The 17,680-nt window shown below is 34.3% G+C and carries 12 protein-coding genes; 2 read left to right on the forward strand and 10 right to left on the reverse strand.

Features of this window, described 5'->3' with window-relative positions; translation table 11 throughout:
* Positions 1-71: 71 nt before the first annotated feature.
* Entirely contained in the window at positions 72-434 is a 363-nt protein-coding gene (locus tag AAYQ19_RS00950; RefSeq protein WP_343532904.1) for a winged helix-turn-helix transcriptional regulator, read from the forward strand.
* Between the two features lie 178 nt (positions 435-612).
* On the opposite strand, the gene AAYQ19_RS00955 is transcribed toward AAYQ19_RS00950, so the two are convergent.
* On the reverse strand, positions 613-1,086 hold the full coding sequence (locus AAYQ19_RS00955; RefSeq protein WP_343532906.1) for a GNAT family N-acetyltransferase: 474 nt from the start codon (positions 1,084-1,086) through the stop codon (positions 613-615).
* Positions 1,087-1,314: 228 nt separating this feature from the next.
* Positions 1,315-2,787 (reverse strand): MocR-like pyridoxine biosynthesis transcription factor PdxR, encoded by a 1,473-nt coding sequence (gene pdxR, locus AAYQ19_RS00960; protein WP_343532908.1) that lies wholly within the window; start codon positions 2,785-2,787, stop codon positions 1,315-1,317.
* Positions 2,788-2,864: 77 nt separating this feature from the next.
* Between pdxR and AAYQ19_RS00965 the strand changes: the two genes are divergently transcribed.
* Positions 2,865-3,293, forward strand: a complete 429-nt coding sequence (locus AAYQ19_RS00965) for a DoxX family membrane protein (protein ID WP_343532910.1) — start codon at positions 2,865-2,867, stop codon at positions 3,291-3,293.
* Between the two features lie 140 nt (positions 3,294-3,433).
* Here AAYQ19_RS00965 and AAYQ19_RS00970 read toward each other — a convergent pair whose 3' ends face one another.
* The 8 genes from AAYQ19_RS00970 to AAYQ19_RS01005 all read right to left on the reverse strand — a co-directional run bounded on the left by AAYQ19_RS00970 (position 3,434) and on the right by AAYQ19_RS01005 (position 17,638).
* On the reverse strand, positions 3,434-5,059 hold the full coding sequence (locus AAYQ19_RS00970; protein ID WP_343532912.1) for a GH35 family beta-galactosidase: 1,626 nt from the start codon (positions 5,057-5,059) through the stop codon (positions 3,434-3,436).
* A 115-nt stretch (positions 5,060-5,174) separates the two neighbouring features.
* Positions 5,175-7,376 (reverse strand): endo-1,4-beta-xylanase, encoded by a 2,202-nt coding sequence (locus AAYQ19_RS00975; RefSeq protein ID WP_343532914.1) that lies wholly within the window; start codon positions 7,374-7,376, stop codon positions 5,175-5,177.
* A 12-nt stretch (positions 7,377-7,388) separates the two neighbouring features.
* The gene (locus AAYQ19_RS00980; RefSeq protein WP_343532916.1) at positions 7,389-8,753 is read right to left on the reverse strand and encodes a glycan-binding surface protein; all 1,365 of its coding nucleotides are present in this window, start codon (positions 8,751-8,753) and stop codon (positions 7,389-7,391) included.
* A 35-nt stretch (positions 8,754-8,788) separates the two neighbouring features.
* Complete coding sequence (locus tag AAYQ19_RS00985) at positions 8,789-10,420, reverse strand: RagB/SusD family nutrient uptake outer membrane protein (protein ID WP_343532918.1); 1,632 nt, start codon at positions 10,418-10,420, stop codon at positions 8,789-8,791.
* 13 nt (positions 10,421-10,433) lie between these two features.
* The gene (locus AAYQ19_RS00990; RefSeq protein ID WP_343532921.1) at positions 10,434-13,601 is read right to left on the reverse strand and encodes a SusC/RagA family TonB-linked outer membrane protein; all 3,168 of its coding nucleotides are present in this window, start codon (positions 13,599-13,601) and stop codon (positions 10,434-10,436) included.
* 525 nt (positions 13,602-14,126) lie between these two features.
* Positions 14,127-15,200, reverse strand: a complete 1,074-nt coding sequence (locus AAYQ19_RS00995) for an HpaII family restriction endonuclease (RefSeq protein ID WP_343532923.1) — start codon at positions 15,198-15,200, stop codon at positions 14,127-14,129.
* Entirely contained in the window at positions 15,197-16,465 is a 1,269-nt protein-coding gene (locus tag AAYQ19_RS01000; RefSeq protein WP_343532925.1) for a DNA cytosine methyltransferase, read from the reverse strand. Before AAYQ19_RS01000 ends, AAYQ19_RS00995 begins: the two co-directional genes overlap by 4 nt.
* Positions 16,466-16,597: 132 nt before the next feature.
* Positions 16,598-17,638 carry a LacI family DNA-binding transcriptional regulator gene (locus AAYQ19_RS01005; protein WP_343532927.1) on the reverse strand — a complete coding sequence of 347 codons (1,041 nt, stop codon included), beginning with the start codon at positions 17,636-17,638 and terminating at the stop codon, positions 16,598-16,600.
* Positions 17,639-17,680 lie beyond the last annotated feature (42 nt).

Below are 17,680 nucleotides of genomic sequence, written 5' to 3' on the forward strand. Positions count from 1 at the left end.
TTTTTATTATCTGGAACAAAGGTATATTTGTACTTACTTTTAGACAAGTACTTACCCTAAAGTATGCACAAATGACAGCAATAAAAGAATCTTCGACTATTCAGGAAAACAAGCAATATGCCTTGGAAAAATGCCCTGTAACGTATGTTATGGAAAAAATTGGTGGCTATTGGAAACCTATTATTTTATATCATCTTTCTGGTGGAAGTCAGCGTTATAGCGAATTAAAAAGGGCAATTCCAGCTGTTAGTGAGAAAATGTTGATTCAACATCTAAAACAACTTGAAGCCGATAATCTTATTATTAGAGAAGCAAAACCTGTAGTTCCTCCTTTTGTAACGTATCGCTTAAGTCCAGCAGGAAATGGTTTGATGCCTGTAATTCAAGCCATGGCAGAATGGGCGTTTATTGATAGGGAAAAAGGGTTTCTTTAGAGGGGCAAAGGCTCAAAGTAACAAAGTAACAAAGTAACAAAGGGACAAAGGGACAAAGGGACAAAGCTTTTACTATATAGCAAACCCGACAGGTTTTAAAAACCTGTCGGGTTTAATATTTTGTGAAAGAAAGGAAACTTTGTCCCTTTGTTACTTTGTCTCTTTGAACCTTATTTAGTTACCTCTTCAAATTATTTGATAAATGAACTGCCGTTAAAGCAAATCCGTTTTTTAAATAGACTTTTTGCGCTGTATTATTTGTGAAAGCAGTATCCAAAACTACATAATCTTTGTTGAGCGAAATCGCAATTTCTTCAACGTGCTTCAATAATTTTGTTGCTAAACCTTTACCTCTATAACTTTCTAAAGTGCAGAGATCATCAATATAAATGATGTTGCCGCTGTGCAATGAAGTCATAATTCTGTAACCAGCAAATGCGATTACTTTATCATTGTCTATTATTCCTGCAATGCTGTATTTTTCGTTTTGCATCATTTCTGCAATTGTAGGTTGCCATTTTGTTTTATCCAAATGTGGTCTTAAAACAAAAGCAACATCCCAGCATTGTTCAATTTCTAATTCGGTTTCAATTTTTTTGATTTGATAAATCGTGTCCATAATTCTGTTTTTATTCAAAATTATGACAGTCATCAAAATTTAAAATAACCCAATTTTAAAATCAATAGTGGTCCAGAAATAGTACAATGGGCCGCGAATAACACGGATTGAACGGATTTACGCTGATAAATTTAGCTTTTTTTTTAATCATTGTAAAGTATAAGCTTGGCTAGCACAATAAAAAAAATAGCAGTGTAAATCTGTTCAATCCGCGTCATCTGTGAGCTATAAAAAATTATACCCATGTAACGGGAGGGATTTCTAAATATTTGATAAAAAGACTTTTTTCAAAATTGCAAAAGCTTGCTCCATTTCATTTTCATTTAAAGAAGCGAATCCCATTCTGATGGCATTTGTATTGAAAAAGTCATTTTTATAAAAACTCCCATTGCTGATGGAAAGTCCATTTTCAGAAGCTTCATTAGACATTTTTATCAAATTGATGCGTTCATGAAAATTGGCCCAAACTGCAAGTCCGCCTTCGGGAATTTTGAATTCAATTTCATTTTTAAAATCCGATTGCAGTATATTACAAAAATGATTTCGCCGCTGTTTGTAAATTTTTAATGATTTTCTGAAATGCCGTTCCATTTCTCCGTTTTCAAACATTACGGCAAATGCTTCTTCTAAAAGTGTATCACCTTGCCTATCGATCATTTTTCTCAGAGATGATGTTGCTTCAATAAACGCAGATGGCCCAACCATAAAACCTATTCGCAAAGCAGGTGCAAAAGTTTTAGAAATCGATCCGATATAAATCACATTTTGATTGTGATCAATGCTTGCCAAAGGCAAATAAGGTTTGTTTTCGTAATGAAAATCAAAATCATAATCGTCTTCAATAATCGCAAAACGATATTGTTTGGCAAGATTCAGTAATTTCAAACGGCGTTCCATGCTCATTGTAACGCCCGTTGGACAATGATGATGCGGAATGACGTAAACTGCTTTTATTTTTTTATGCTTCAGAATTTCTTCCAAATAATCAGTATCCATTCCGTTTTCGTCAATTGGAATACGTTCCAAATTTGCTCCCGAATATTGAAACGTTTCATCGGCAGTAGTAAAACTTGAAACGCCAACAGCAATTGTATCATTCACATTCAAAAGCAACTGCGAAGCCAAATAAATTCCCATTTGACTGCCTTTCGTAATAATAATATTTTCAGGAGAAATTGATAGACCGCGAGTATTTGAAAGATAATTGCAAATCGCAACTCGCAAGTTTTCTGATCCTAATGAACTGCCATATTTCAAGAAATTTTTCCCATAGAATTTTCGAGACAAACTTCTGTATTCGCGCATTAATTGATCAATTGGCGCCAAGCGAACATCTGGAAATCCATCATCAATAATTAATGGATTTTTGCTCAGTTTTTTTCCAGAAGTACTAATCTCTTTTTGAAATTTATTTTCCCAAATAAAACCTTCTTGAGATTGATTACTGCTCTCTGGCAATTTTATATTTGAAATTATCGGAAGCTTAGAAAGCACAAAAACACCTTTCCTATCAATTGATTCGGCCCAACCTTGACTTATTAATTCTTCATAAGCCAATTTTACCGTATTTCTGTTAATTCCGATAAGTTCTGCCAATACGCGAGAACTCGGCAAAATATCTGCTGGTTTCAACGTTCCATTGGTAATCAAGGCAATAAACGTATTGCAAACCTGAATGTAAAGCGAAATCGAAGATTCACGGTCCACTTGAATTAATGATTTATATGGCAACATCTGGGCTGTGGTTTTTATTAAAATTGGCACACAAATTTACCCAACATCTTTTTACTTTTACATAAAAAATTATCCAAATGAAAAATATATCCTTATCAAATGCCGGTTTTATATTGAGAATCTTTTTAGGAATTACGATGCTTTCTGCTGTTGCAGATCGTTTTGGCTTTTGGGGTGCGCCCGGAGCACCTGGCGTAGCATGGGGAAATTGGGACAATTTTATTGCTTATACGCAAACCCTAAACTCATTTGCAGGCAAATCTTTAGCAGAAATTTTGGGTGCTGTTGCTACTTTTTTCGAAATCGCTTTTAGCCTGCTTTTAATCATAGGGTTTAAAACGAGATATGCAGCACTAGGAACTGCAGGATTAATATTGCTTTTTGCCATTTCTATGACAATAGCAATTTCTATAAAAGCGCCTTTAGATTATTCTGTTTTTACCAGTTTTGCTGCTGCGCTGACACTTTCTGCAATTGAGAAAACTTCTTTTTCTTTAGATAAGTAACAGAGAGACAAAGTAACAAAGTTGCAAAGGTTTCTTTTCTGAGACAAAATATTAAACCCGACAGGTTTTAAAAGCCTGTCGGGTTTTGCTATAAAAAAACTTTTGTTCCTTTGAACCTTTGAGCCTTTGAGCCTCAAATTTCATTCATAAGAATATAGTTTTAGTTTCTGAATTTCGTAATCATCAACGGCAATTCTGAGATGTCTCCCTTGATGGGTTTGATCTCCGTTGAAATGTCGAATGGTTTTCCATTTTCCATTTTCAAATTTTCCTTGATCGGTTTTTAAAATTCCGGCATTTAGATTTTTATCTTTTAAACATTTAAAAGTTACTACAATTCCAGAACCTGCAATATAAAATTCGTCTGGAGCAATTTCTATAATGATAGCGCTGGTCATCGGCCAAATTGCTTCTTTGGCTCCATCTGACCAATTTAAGGTATAATCGTGTTTAAATGTAAATTCATAATTCCCAAGCTGAATAATTTGCGAGGCATTTTCTTTGTCCAACAAAACTCCATCAATTTTTCCTTGTCCTTTATTTGCTTCAATAACAGGGGTTAATTGCGCAATTAATTCATAAATTTTGCCCAGAGGTTCTTTCTTTGCATCAACAACAGATTCGATAGAAAAAGGCGAAAAACCAATGGCTTCGTAATGTCCGATTGCATACAAACCTTTGAACGGAGCAGTCGCATCAAAACGATGTTCCGGAATAAACAACGGATCACCCTGACGCGTAAAAAGATCGTTCCAATGCTTGAAGTTAGGATTATAAAAATCGGGAGAAAGAAAATCAATTGAATTTCCTGCCGCTTTCCAAATATCCATTACATGTGGCAATGGGCCTGCACTTGGATATTCGCCCGGCTTCTTTTCTGGCGCATTTAAAGCGGCGTTTACAAACATCGGAATAGAATAGGCTTCTTTTCCTGCTTTGGCGACTTTATTCGTAAACAGAGAAAAATACCAAGCCATGAAAATTTCATCCGTTTGAAGTCCTTTTCCAAAAACTTCTTCCCAAGTTCCTTTTGTTTTAAAACCATTTTTTTTCCAAATTTCTAAAAATTCGGGAACTAGCTTTTCTTTGTTTTGTTGTAAATATTTCAATAATTCGACTGGTACTTCTTTTTGAAAAGCACTATTTGCCTGAGTACAAAAATCTCTGGCAGTTGGCAACATTCCAATTTCATTTTCAACCTGAATCATGATAACCGTTTGTTCTTTCTGATCAAAATCTTTAATGTGTCTCATTAGTTTTTGAAACGCATTTAAATCAGCCATTAAATTATTATCACTGAAAGGCGTCAGGATTTCATGACTTTTATTCTTGTCGTCTTTAATTCTTGGATATTTTTTCTGATTCAGTTTAACCCATTCTGGCGCGTGGCTTGACATGCTGTTTTTCCAAGATCCAAACCAAAGAAAAACTAGTTTTAAATTCTCTTTTCTCGCTCTAAGAATCAAATCATCGACTAATGAAAAATCAAACTTGCCTTCTTCTTTTTCAATTAATTCCCAATAAATTGGGGTCAAAACTGTATTTAAATTCATATCAGTCAGTTTGGGCCAAATTGGCTCCATACTTTCCATGGTTGTTGCAGAAGAATTCCCTAATTCTCCCCCTCGGATTATAAAAGGATTTCCGTTGATGATCAATTGTGTTTTGTTTCCTTTTTTTTGAAGATGCGGAATGTTTTGGCCAAAAGCAAACTGCATCATCAATAAAACACTCAAAAGAAAACTGTTTTTTAGAATATTAAACATGCTTTTAATTTTGATATTAAAACTAAACAAAGCAGCTTTGCCAAAGTTTGAAACTTTGACAAAGCCTTTTTGATTTTGATCGAGACGATTCAATTTTCTCAATCGTTTTTAAATATTACTTCTTTACTAACTCACCAGAGAATCCAGCACTTACGTCTTTTCCTGCAAGTCCGTCTGCAGTTCCTTTGTACGCATGTTTGCGCGCATAATTTGCATCCCAAAGGTTCGGAGATTCATTTGGAAGCCAGAATTCATGTTCTTTAGCATTATCTGAGACTCCCCAAATTGTAATTCCGTATTGTTGTGCTTTTGGAATGTATTTTTTATACATATCAATAACATACTGATACATTGCCGCTTGAGATGCTTGTTGCTCCACTGTTGGCGTAGCAGTTCCTAATCTGATATCTAATTCAGAAATCTTAATTAATTTTCCTGAAGCTGCTAATTTTTGGAACATCTGAACAATTTTATCTTTATCAGTAGTCAGCGAAATGTGCATTTGCGTTCCAATTCCGTCAACTTGTGCTCCTTTGCTTTCAATGTATTTTACGTATTCGATTAAACCATCACATTTGTCTAATCTTGACTCTAAATTATAATCGTTGATGAAAAGCTTATCAGTTGCATTACCATTTGTACGTGCTAATTTAAAAGCCGTTACAGCGTAATCTTTTCCTAAATATTTCACCCATGAAAAATAATCTGTTGCAGTGTCACCTTCACTTCCATTTCTTAAAGTTCCATCTTCTTTCATTGGTTCATTTACAACATCCCATGCAAAAACACTTGTTTTGTAATGGTTCATCATTTTAGAAATCCAATCTGCCATTGCATCACCAATGATTTTTGTTTTTTCAGCATCAGTTTTGTCGATATTTACCGGTGGTGTTGCGCCTCCTGAAGTAGCTCCGTCAGTTACTACAACATTATCAATATAATATGTTCCGGCAGCTCCTCCTAAATCAAAGTTTAATCCTGTCTCAGTTCCGTTTCCTTTGAACTTCCACTCTACAAGTTTCCATGTTGTAGAAGTCGCTTGATCCCCTTGATAATGAGCAGTTGTTCCTGTTGTTGAACAACGTACAGAACCAGGTGCTTCTGAACGAATCATATACGAAATTGTGTAATCTTTGTCTAAAGTCATCTTCGTCGTAAAATCAGCATGAATTTGTGTTTTCCATTGATTTGCTGCATCACTTGTTGCATTTACGACTTTCATTGCCCCATTTCCTTCATAAGCATTTGCCGAAGTTGCTTGACTTAAAGCATCAGTCGCTCCATTGTATCTTGACCAACCTGTCAAATCAGTATCAAACTTGCCATTTGCAATTAAGTTACTTACCGTTGCGGCAGCATCCAAATCAACAACCGCTAAAGTATTTACATCAATCAAATAGGTTACGTTTGGCAAATAACCTAAATCAATATTAAACTGAAAACTTGTGCTTCCCGTTTTAAAATCGCCGGGAGCCAATTTAATTTTAACTTGTTGCCAAGAAGATGTTGTAGCAAAAGCTTCTGTCCAAGATCCTCCCGTATTATACCAATCTTTGTACGGATATTGATTTGATAAAGATGCATTAAAAGAAAGACGTCCCTTGCCTGCAACATCAGATTTAATGTAAAATGAAATCTCATAATTATGTCCAGAAACAATTGGAACATTTGGTGATGTCAACTGCAAATTGTAAGCAGCGGAAGAAGTTGCGCTAGACTGCAATTGAACAGCCTGTGAAGTACTGGTAAGTCCCGAATTTGCAACAACCGTTATTCCCTTTCCAGGATTATTTCTTGCCCAATTTGTAAACGCTCCGCTTTTTAAGCCTGCAATATCCAAAATATTAGTACCGCTTGAACCCGGAATTACTGTTGGAGCAATAATACCATTCAAATAACTTGCATTTTGGTTGGAATGCCAAACTAATGTGTGTCCAAAAACGCTTAAACCAGCCTTTTTTGTTTCGGCAATAAATGCGTCAATCGTTGCAAAATTTATTTCACCTTTTGAGTTTACCATTGCGCCGTGTTTCATAGCATAACCTGGCGTTACTTCATCAAAATTTTCATTTACGATTTTGCGGTACGCCGCGTCGCTCATGTATAAATCGGCTCCAATTCCGTTTCCAAGAATGAAATCACTATAATTTTTTAAAGGCTCGTAACGGCTAATTTTTTCTACTAATTCTAGCGGAAGCTCTGCTCCTGTTACAGCACCATGTTCAGGATCTTTTTCCCAGTCCATTAAATTATCATCGCAAGATGACAAAACCATTAAAGACAAGGCAACTATTGGAAGTATATTTTTATATTTCATTTGGATGCTTTTTTAGTTAAAATCGTTATAAACTGGTGTATTCAGCGATACAATTCTCCAATTGTCTGTGTACACTTTTACAGAAGTTGCTTTTGCAGCAAACTCCACTTCGCTTGCAGTTCCTGTAACATCTTTCAGCTTAACATTTGAATTTTCGAAATATATTCCGAAATTTTGATACGTTGCAGCTTCTCTAAATGCCAGGACAGTTTCGAAAGTATAAGCTTCTTTAGACCAAGCGTAGAATTTATTCAACGGAATTGTAATTGTTGTCCAACCTGTTGTTTTGAAATCTACAGATTTTCCATCTACAATCCATGGAACCCAATTGTAAACTGCACCAGCCCATTCTCCTCCATTAAAATTGTTGATCATACATATTTTTAAGAAACCAGAATCTTTCCAAGCATCTGGAACATAAACATCGAATTGCAATGCTACTTTGTCAAGTGGCGTATTTGCTGGAATATATGGTGTTAATTGTGCTCTCCAGTTGTCTACACCATTCCCTGCTGTCCAAACTTCTGAACAACGGTTTTTACCTGCATCAAAAGAAGCGATACGAGCTGGACGATGTGGTACATATTTCCCTTGAGAAATATTTATAGATCCTATAGTAGCAGATTCTAAATCAGCTGGCTGAATCATACTTGTACTTGTCCCCCAATATCCATGTTGTCCTTGCCCGTCGAAATTAAGCAACAATCCTTTTTTGAAATTGAAACAAGCTGGCGAATAAACACCTCCGTTTGAACCTTCTACAAATAATGAACCTCCAATATCTGAAACACCATTTGGCATTGTAACAGTAAAAAATTCTCCATCAGGATCAGAAACAATTCCTGTCGTTACGGTTACATTTCCAGGGAAAACTACTTTTTTAATTTCAGTTAAGCCACTACCATGTATCATCACTATTTCACCTGGATTTGGCATTGTATTCGAAATACCATCAATAACAGGTTTTCCTGAACGAATATCAAAGTTGAATGTCGTTTCCGTATTATCATTTACAAAACGAATCGTATTTCTTACGGAAGGATCTGCTTCGATTGTTGGTGTATCAGATGAAACACTAACAATCATTGAATTATCAGAAACAAAAACCACATTAAAATAAGTCGAATATCCGTTAATGAATACTTTTCTTAAACCTGTAAATCCAGAACCTTCGATACGCAATGTTTGACCTAAACGAGCAAAATTTACTTCTCTGTCTGGAACAGATGAGTTTACATCTTCCAGAAACACTTTGCTTATTACTATTTGTTTGCTTGCATCATCATCACTATCGCAGGAAGTAAATAGTATACTAAAAACCATTATTCCAAGAAGTGCAATGGGTGCCCAAAACTTTTTATTTAAAATATATTTCATATTAATCTTTCTTTTAGATTAGTTATTTCAGATTATTAGAATAAGTCTTTGATTTTTTCTTCTGTAAATTGATACGGAACTGGATTCTCTCTCAACAATGGATTCTGAACCAATTCAGATTCTGGATAAGGCAAAAGGAAAATCGTTGCATCAATTACGCCAATAGAACGTGGGCTACTGCTTTTAGAAGCATCAACAGAAACTGTATTTGTTGCTGTATCATACAAAATTGGTACAATAGTTCCTCTGTTTTGAGCTGTGATATAATTGATTACTTCTTGTTGCTTGTAATATGATCTGCGAACTAAATCATACCAATATTGCCCTTCCATGCACAATTCAACTCTTCTTTCATGAATAATATCAGCGTAAGTCAATGTTGCTTTTTGATCAAGACCTGCACGAAAACGAAGCAAGTTAATAGCATTTACCGCATTTGCATCGGCTGTTGAAGTGCTGTTTCCTAATGTAGCTTCAGCATAATTCAAATAAACTTCTGCCAAACGCAACATATAAGTATTTAAACCTGAATTCATACGAGTCGTTTTAGGATTATCTTTAGTCGAACCTACAACTCCTTTTTTCACTGTTAGGAAATCATTTCCGTGATCAACTGTGTAACCTCCATTTGCTTTATTGATGTCGGCATAATGATCTTTATTTCCCATCCAAGTTTCTTTACGACGCAAATCTTTAGACTCATATTCTTGCAAAACATTATATGAAGCTCTTGTCCAATATCCCCAAGCCGCATCATCTCCTGTAATATCAGACCCTAACGCAAAATAGGCTTGTTGCGTATTGTTTACGCCATAATCACCATTTGGTACCCATTGAAGCGCAAACATTGATTCTGGATTGTTGTTATTGTCAATTTTAAACAAATCAGCATAATTTAACATTAATTTATACGGACCAGAATTGATTACTTTTTCTGCCGCTTTTTTTGCCAAATCAAGATATTCTTGCTTGCGAGTGCCACTGTTTGGATTATCGCTTACTCCTGAAAAAGATAGATAAACACGAGAAAGCATTCCGAATGCACTGTATTTTGTTAAACGTCCAGCTTGACCCGCTTGTTCTGGAAGATATTTTGCAGCAAATTCTAAATCACGAATCGCAAATTCATAAACATCTTTCATCGGGTTTTTATTTACTACTGGATTTTTCACCAATTCTCTAGGATCTGTAGAAATAATTACGTCTCCCCAAAGCGATGCCAAATACCAATAAGCAGTTCCTCTCATAAAACGAGCTTCGGCAATGTATTTGTTTTTAATAGTTGCATTTACATTACTATCTGTGATTCCGTTTATAACATTGTTTGATTGCTGTACCACATTGTACAATGATCCCCACGCCGAAACTAAAGGTCCTGTCAATCCAGTTTCAGATAAATCAGTAAACGGGTAAACGTAATCTGAATAGGGTGCATATAAATTGTCCGAACGACCATCACCTAAACCATAATAGAATTTATCATTAAAATCAAACCAAACTTTATTGTAAAGTGGTCCTGTCGCAGCCTGAAAATCGGCTTCAGACTGATAAAAATTTTCTTTTGTAATTTGATCTTCAGGTTCAACATCTAAAAGATCACTGCAACTAGTCCAAACAAATGGTAATGCGATCAAAAGAACCGAGTATAATATTTTTTTTGTTTTCATTGTCAGCAAAATTTTAGAAATTAACATTTAATCCAAGTGTCGTAATCATTGGCGAAGGATAACGTCCGTTATCAATACCACTTAAAAGCGCATCTTGATTCAGAGAACCTACTTCAGGATCATATCCTTTGTATTTTGTAAAAGTCAAGACATTTTGAGCATTTGAATAAACTCTGATGTTTGAAATTCCGTATTTAGAATATAATTTCTGAGGAAGATTGTATCCAATTGAAATGTTTTTAATTCTCACATAAGAACCATCTTCTACAAAACGATTGCTGAAACGGTAATTTGATGTAGAAGAAGCTGAAGACGCCGCGATTCTTGGCATATAAGGATCTCCTCCAACGATTTGAACATTACGATAATCATTTGGCCCCGTTGGATCAATTAATTCCAATTGTGCATATCCTAAAGCCAAAGTCAATAAATTGGTATTTTCTCTAGGATTTTCCAACCATCTTCTTTGATAGTTTACAACATCATTTCCATAAGAACCGGTAACAAAAATATTTACATCAAAACCTAAGAAAGAAAACGTGTTATTGACACCAAAAGTGAAATCAGGATTTGGATTACCAATATAATCGCGATCTTTCTCGTTGATTACACCGTCTTTATTGATGTCTTCAAAAATATAATCTCCAATCCAAACACCATTTTCACCAATTTTCATTCCTTCTGGCAAAGCAGTTGGCTGTACTACTCCGTTTTTATCTTTATAATAAAAATCAGTAGCGTTTTCAAAACGTCCAATTACTTTGTAACCGTAGAATTGCCCAATTGGCTGACCAACAGCAGTACGCGTAACAGTTGTCACATCAGAACCTTGCTGAATGCTTTTATTCAAAATTCCTGTTTCAGTATTCAAAGCAAGAACTTTGCTTCTGTTCATTGAAAAAGTAACATTTGATTTCCAAGTGAAATTTTTTCTATCCATATTCAAGGTATTCAATGTAAACTCGATACCTTTATTTTCAAGCGAACCAACATTTACCCAAGGAGAAGATGTAGCACCTTGGCCAGTTGTACCTACATAAGCTGGAAGCGGCAAAGCCAAAAGCAAATCATCAGTCTTTTTATAGTAAACATCTGTAGTCAATTCGATTCTGTTGTTCAAGAAACCTAAATCAAGACCTACGTTTGTTTGAGAAGATGTTTCCCATTTTAAATCTTTATTTGCTGTATTTGCTGCAAGAAGTCCTGTTCCCCAATTTGTTGCAGAAGCATTATAAGTTGACGTATAAGCAAAGTTTGGTACATTTTGATTTCCTACTTCTCCCCAACCAGCACGTAATTTCATATTACTTACTGCTTTGCTGTCTTTTAAAAATTCTTCATTTGAAATTTTCCAAGCTACAGCTGCAGATGGAAACCAACCCCAACGATTTTCTTCAGCAAATTTTGAAGAACCATCACGACGAATAGTTGCTGTCAATATATACTTGTCATTATACGTATAGATCAATCTACCAAAATACGATTTCAAAGCGCTTGTATTACTTGCATTTGAGTTTTTTGCCGTTGTCGCATCACCTGCATTTAAGTCTGTTGCACCATTTGTCAAATATCCTGAACGGTAACCGTAAAGATTTTCCCAATGCGACTCTTGCATCTCTTGAAAAACGGTTGCATTAATATTATGCGAACCAAACGTTTTATTATAATTCAACGAATTTGTCCAAAGCCAAAAATCACTATTTGATTTTGTTCTTGTTCCTTCACGAACGTCATTTACAAGTGCTCCAAAAGTATATGACGGACTGAAAGTATAATTATTCACAAAACTATAATCTAAAGAGTATTGTGTTTTGAATTTCAAGTCTTTAGTAAAACTGATTTCAGCATAAGTGCTGGCTCTCATATTATAATTGATATTGTGATTGTCTTTGATTGAAGCCAATCCAATTGGATTATTTTGCACAAATTCAGTTGTATCTGGACCATCAAAAGTTCCATCTGCGTTACGAACTGCCACGTTTGGAGTTTGCTTAAGAGCAGTCAAAATCAAGGCATCATCAGATACTGTTGTAGTTTGATTTGTTTTGCTCAATGCAAAATTTACCCCTACTTTAAAATAGCTTTTAAGTTGAGAATCTACAACACCTCTTAAGTTAAAACGATCAAAACCAGACCCAATTGCGATACCTTCTTGATCCACATATCCAATTCCCATTGCATAAGTAGTAGCATCTGTACCTCCTGAAGCTGATAAATTGTAACTCTGCATCAATGCGGTATCAAAAAGTTCCTTTTGCCAATCTGTTCCTTCTCCCAATAAATCAGTTCTGATGAAAGTATTGTCACGCTGTACAATTCCTAAATCGGCACGGGTGTTTTTAAGTTCGCCATATTGTTTTAAATTAAGCAAATCCAAGTGTTTTGGAATCTCTTGCCAGCCTACATAACTGTCAAAGTTAACTGCCATTTCTCCCTTTTTTCCTCGTTTGGTTGTAACAATAATTACTCCATTTGCCGCACGTGATCCATAAATTGCAGTTGCTGAAGCATCTTTTAAAACATCCATCGACAAAATATCTGAAGGATTAATAAAAGACAACGGATTCGAATTTGCAGAACTTGCCGTACCATCGATAATAACACCATCAATTACATATATAGGTTCATTTGATCCGTTTAACGAACTTATACCACGAATACGAACCGAAGAACTTGCTCCAGGCGCACCACTGTTAGCTTGCATTTGAAGCCCTGCTACACGTCCTTGCAAAAGTTGATCGACAGTCGTTGCAACAGATTCTGTTACTGCTTTGCTAGAAATTGAAGAAATCGCTCCTGTCAAATCGCCTCTTTTCATGGTACCATAACCTACTACCACTACTTCTTTAAGGTCATTTAAATCTTCTTGAAGCGTTACGTTTATCTTAGTTTGATTGCCAACAGCTACTTCTTTGCTTTTATAACCGATAAAGCTGAATACCAAGACTCCATTTGCAGGCAAAGTGTGAATGGTATAAGCTCCATCAAAATTCGAAACTGTTGTAATGTTTGTTCCTTTTACAATGATATTAACTCCAGGTATTGGTCCATTTGCATCTGAAACTGTTCCAGAGACAGTGGTTTGGGCATTTACTGCGGCAGAAAATACAAACATCAGGAATAACATTCCCAGATTTTTAAAATATTTCCATTTGCTTTTAGTAATTAAAAAGTTAGTCATAAATGGTTAATTTAATTAGTTAATAGTTTGGTTAGTTAGTTGGTCATTTTAAACAGGACTTTTTACAGCTTGCATCTGAATCATAATGAAAGCCAAAAAGAAATCTTTGTTTGAACAAATATATATAAAATACAACAACACACAATCGGTTGTGTAAAAAAATTATATTAATAACCTAAAAAAAGCAACAAAAAAAAACAATATCATCATTTAAAACCTTAAAAATTTAAAAATATCCCAAATTCAATATAAATCAACACGAAAACGTTATAGATATTACATTATCTGATTAAAAAAAATAAAAAAAATGTAAAAGAAGCGTATCTCAGCCAAAGTGAAGATTACAAAGATGGCAAATTTCAAAATGTAAGTATTTATACACATTCTTAATCAAGATGTAATCATATAATATATTATTCTTAATTTCCAGCACAAAGACAACCGATTGTTTCTTTGAAACAAAAAACTCCTTTCAATAGAAAGGAGTTTTTTTTGTGGATTCTTATAATTTAGTTATACATCACTTTATTTGAAGCGTATTTGTAAATTTAATTTCAAAAAAAGCTCATTATTTTCTTCATAAATATCTCCAAATTTATGTTTTGAACTACTTGCAGTTTCCAGCTTTGTATTGGCAATTAAATAGTTTTCAAATTCATTTTTATTATAAATATGATAGCATAAAATTTCTCCGTCTTCTTTTACAATTAAGTAACCGCCAGTTGCGTCATATTCGCCTGTCCAAACTTTTGATGGCATCATACCTAAAGCAATGTCGGTTAAAAATCGTTTGATTTTGTAACTGTAAAACAAATGTTTATTTGTTACATCAAATTTTAATGGATTTTCTTCTTCAATCAATTTAACTAATTCTTCAATATTCGAATACGAAGACGAATAATAATTTAAAATTACATTTGAGAGTATCTGTGGCAACAAACTGTCAATTAGAGTTAAATTATTACCAAAAATAGTTCGTTGAGTTTTTAAGAATTGAAACGCCCCACCCCTACGCTTAATTTCTGCGATACGATCTCTAATTTTACTTTTTGATGATATATTGTTTATTTCGAGAATGTCTTGTTTATTAATTTGTGATCCAATAATCTTAAAAACAAAATTTGTTGTTTCCCCTGCATTCAATAGAGTAGAAGGATTTCCTAATTGTGATTTTATACTAAACCCTAATGCTGGTTGGAATCCAGTTCTTTGATCATGAACAACAATTGTGATGTCTGTTTTGGCAGAAGAACTTGCTTTTAAAGAAAGACAATTTATGCTTTGCATAAATTCTTCAATTTCTGGGACTGAAAACGCTCCAGTGTTAGTTTTTATTTTTGTTAATAAATATTTTGCTCGTTCTTTGAATTCAGAAATTGGAATACGAAAAACTTCTTCGTTTCCTGAAATTAAAACAATATTATCTTCGATTGAATACTCGAAATTCCCACTGATTTCATTACGAAGTATTTTTAAAATTGGATAAACAAGATTTTGTATTTTTCTAATTTCTTTATTTCCTGGATGTAATTCTTTGTCGCCTAAAAGTTTGAACAAAACATATATTTCACTCCATTCTCCTTTATTCCCTGTTATCATTTTTTTATGCCAAGTAGTTTTAAAATTTCATTAGCGGTTGCTTGTATTGCAGGAACTGCAACAGAGTTACCGAATTGCTTATAAGCTGATGCGTCAGCAACGGGAATTATATAATTATCTGGAAAACCTTGTAATCGTGCCCATTCTCTTGGGGTCATTTTTCTAATTCCTTCTCGATTTACAGTACCTTTTATGTGTGTTGTTGGTGTGAAATCTGTAATTCTATGATCTAAAACCAAATTTCTTTCCCTTCCCATTCCTCCAACTACAATTGCATTACTAATGCTATCATCAGGAATAATTGCGTAGCCAAAACCATTACCTTTTCCTTCATGTCTTGCTTTATGCTCAATTAGGGTTTGCAAATATTGTGTCGATAAAAAATATTTTGTTGGTGGCACATTTTTCTCTTTTACCTGAGAAAATGCAACTTTTATATTTGTTGGCTTTGGATATTCAAAACTTTCAATTCCTAAATCATTTCTAAAACCAACAATATAAATTCGTTCTCTGTTTTGTGGTACACCAAAATCTTTTGCATTAACAATCTGTGGTTCGGGAACAAAATAACCTAAATCGTTTCGTAAAACATTTAAAATTGTCGCCAAAGTTTTTCCTCCATTATGATTTCGTAAACCTTTTACGTTCTCAAGAAAAATTGCTTTTGGCTTTTTGCGTTTTATAATTTCTGCAACATCAAAAAATAAAGTACCTCTTGTGTCTTCAAAACCGCCACGTTTTCCTGCAATTGAAAATGCTTGGCAAGGAAAACCTGCACAAAGTAAGTCAAAACCATCAGGAATAAATGCCTTTGTTTCTTCTTTTGTGATGTCACCAAAAGGTCGTTCTCCAAAATTTGCTTTATATGTTCGTTTTGCTTCTTTATCCCATTCACTTGTAAAAACACATTTCCCTCCAAGGTTTTGCATTGCTAAACGGAAGCCACCAATTCCAGCAAACAAGTCAATAAACTTAAATTTTTGATTTTCAATTGGAGGAAACGGAATATCAAAAGTATCAAAAATCCCATATTGCAAAGCTTCTTCTGCTACAATATTGGTTATTTCTTCTTCAGGATATTTATACTCTAAAATTTCTTTAGTATATTTTATCGCATCTATCTTAAAATATTGTGAAACTCCATTTTTATTATTATGCAAAAAATGAGTAATAACCGCTTCCTTATTGTTTTCAGCTCCAACAAGTTTGATTTTATATTCTTTTTCAAATACCTTTTCAAGCGATATTTTCTCGTTTAGTTTCATTTTATTATTTATTCAAAATTAGGTCGCTAAAATACTAAATTTATTAATAAGGATTAGCTGGTTTTTCGGATTCTTATTAATTCAGCATTCATTAAAGCAAAGTAAAATTTCCGCTGAGAATCTTAAAAAAACTTACAATAAATCTTTCCTATTTGAAGATTCACGCACAAGAACTTCCGTATTTAAGAATGCTATTTCCTGTGCATCACTTTCTTTAACTGATTTAAGATTTTTTATAATGATTTCTGTTGCTGCTTTTCCCATTTTTTCCGCTGGGTGAGTAACTGTTGACAAATTTGGGTCAATAATTTCAGAAATTGGATCGTTATTGAACCCAATAATCGCAAGATCTTCTGGAACTTTTATGCCTCTTTTTTTCGCTGTTTGAATCGCACTTACTGCTATAATATCTCCAGAAGCAAAAAGTCCATCTGGCAATGGTTTCAAATCAAACAATTTATTGCTGGCTTTTACTCCATCTTCATAAGTAACCGATTTCAAATCGACAATCAATTCGTCAATTATTGGCAAATTATGATTTCTCAAGGCTTCCATATAGCCACGTTTTCTTTCATTGTATAGATTTCCAAATTCAGCACCAGCAGTCAAATGCGCAATTCTCAAACAGCCTTGCTCTATTAAATGTTTGGTTGCTTTATATCCAGCCGAATAATTATCAATAACAACTCTAAAAGTATTGTATTCTTTAGGAACCCTGTCGACGAATACAAGCGGAATATTGTTATTTGAAAATTGCTCAAAATGCGCTGTATCTCTAGTTTCCATGGCAAGAGAGCAAATTACTCCACTTACACGGTTGCTGTACAATGATTTGGCCATATTTACTTCGTCATGATAAGAGTCATGCGACTGCATAATGATAACCGAATAGTCCGATTTTTGCGCTGTAATTTCAATACCACTAATTAGCGATGATAAAAAGGGCTGTGTAACAGTCGGAATCAAAACTCCAATTGTTTTTGTTTTATTGCCACGCAATCCTGCCGCCAGAGTATTGGGAACAAACCCCATTTCTTTGGCTGCTTTCTTGACTTTTTTTATCGTTTTATCACTTATTGAATGATGATCTTTTAAAGCTCTTGAAATTGTGGAAGTCGCTAAATTCAGCTTCTCCGCAATATCGTAGATCGTGACATGTTTATTCTCTTCCATGAAATAAATAATATGAAATGTAAATATAAGTTATTTTACAAC

The organism is Flavobacterium mesophilum (genome assembly GCF_039581405.1).
GTDB lineage: Bacteria > Bacteroidota > Bacteroidia > Flavobacteriales > Flavobacteriaceae > Flavobacterium.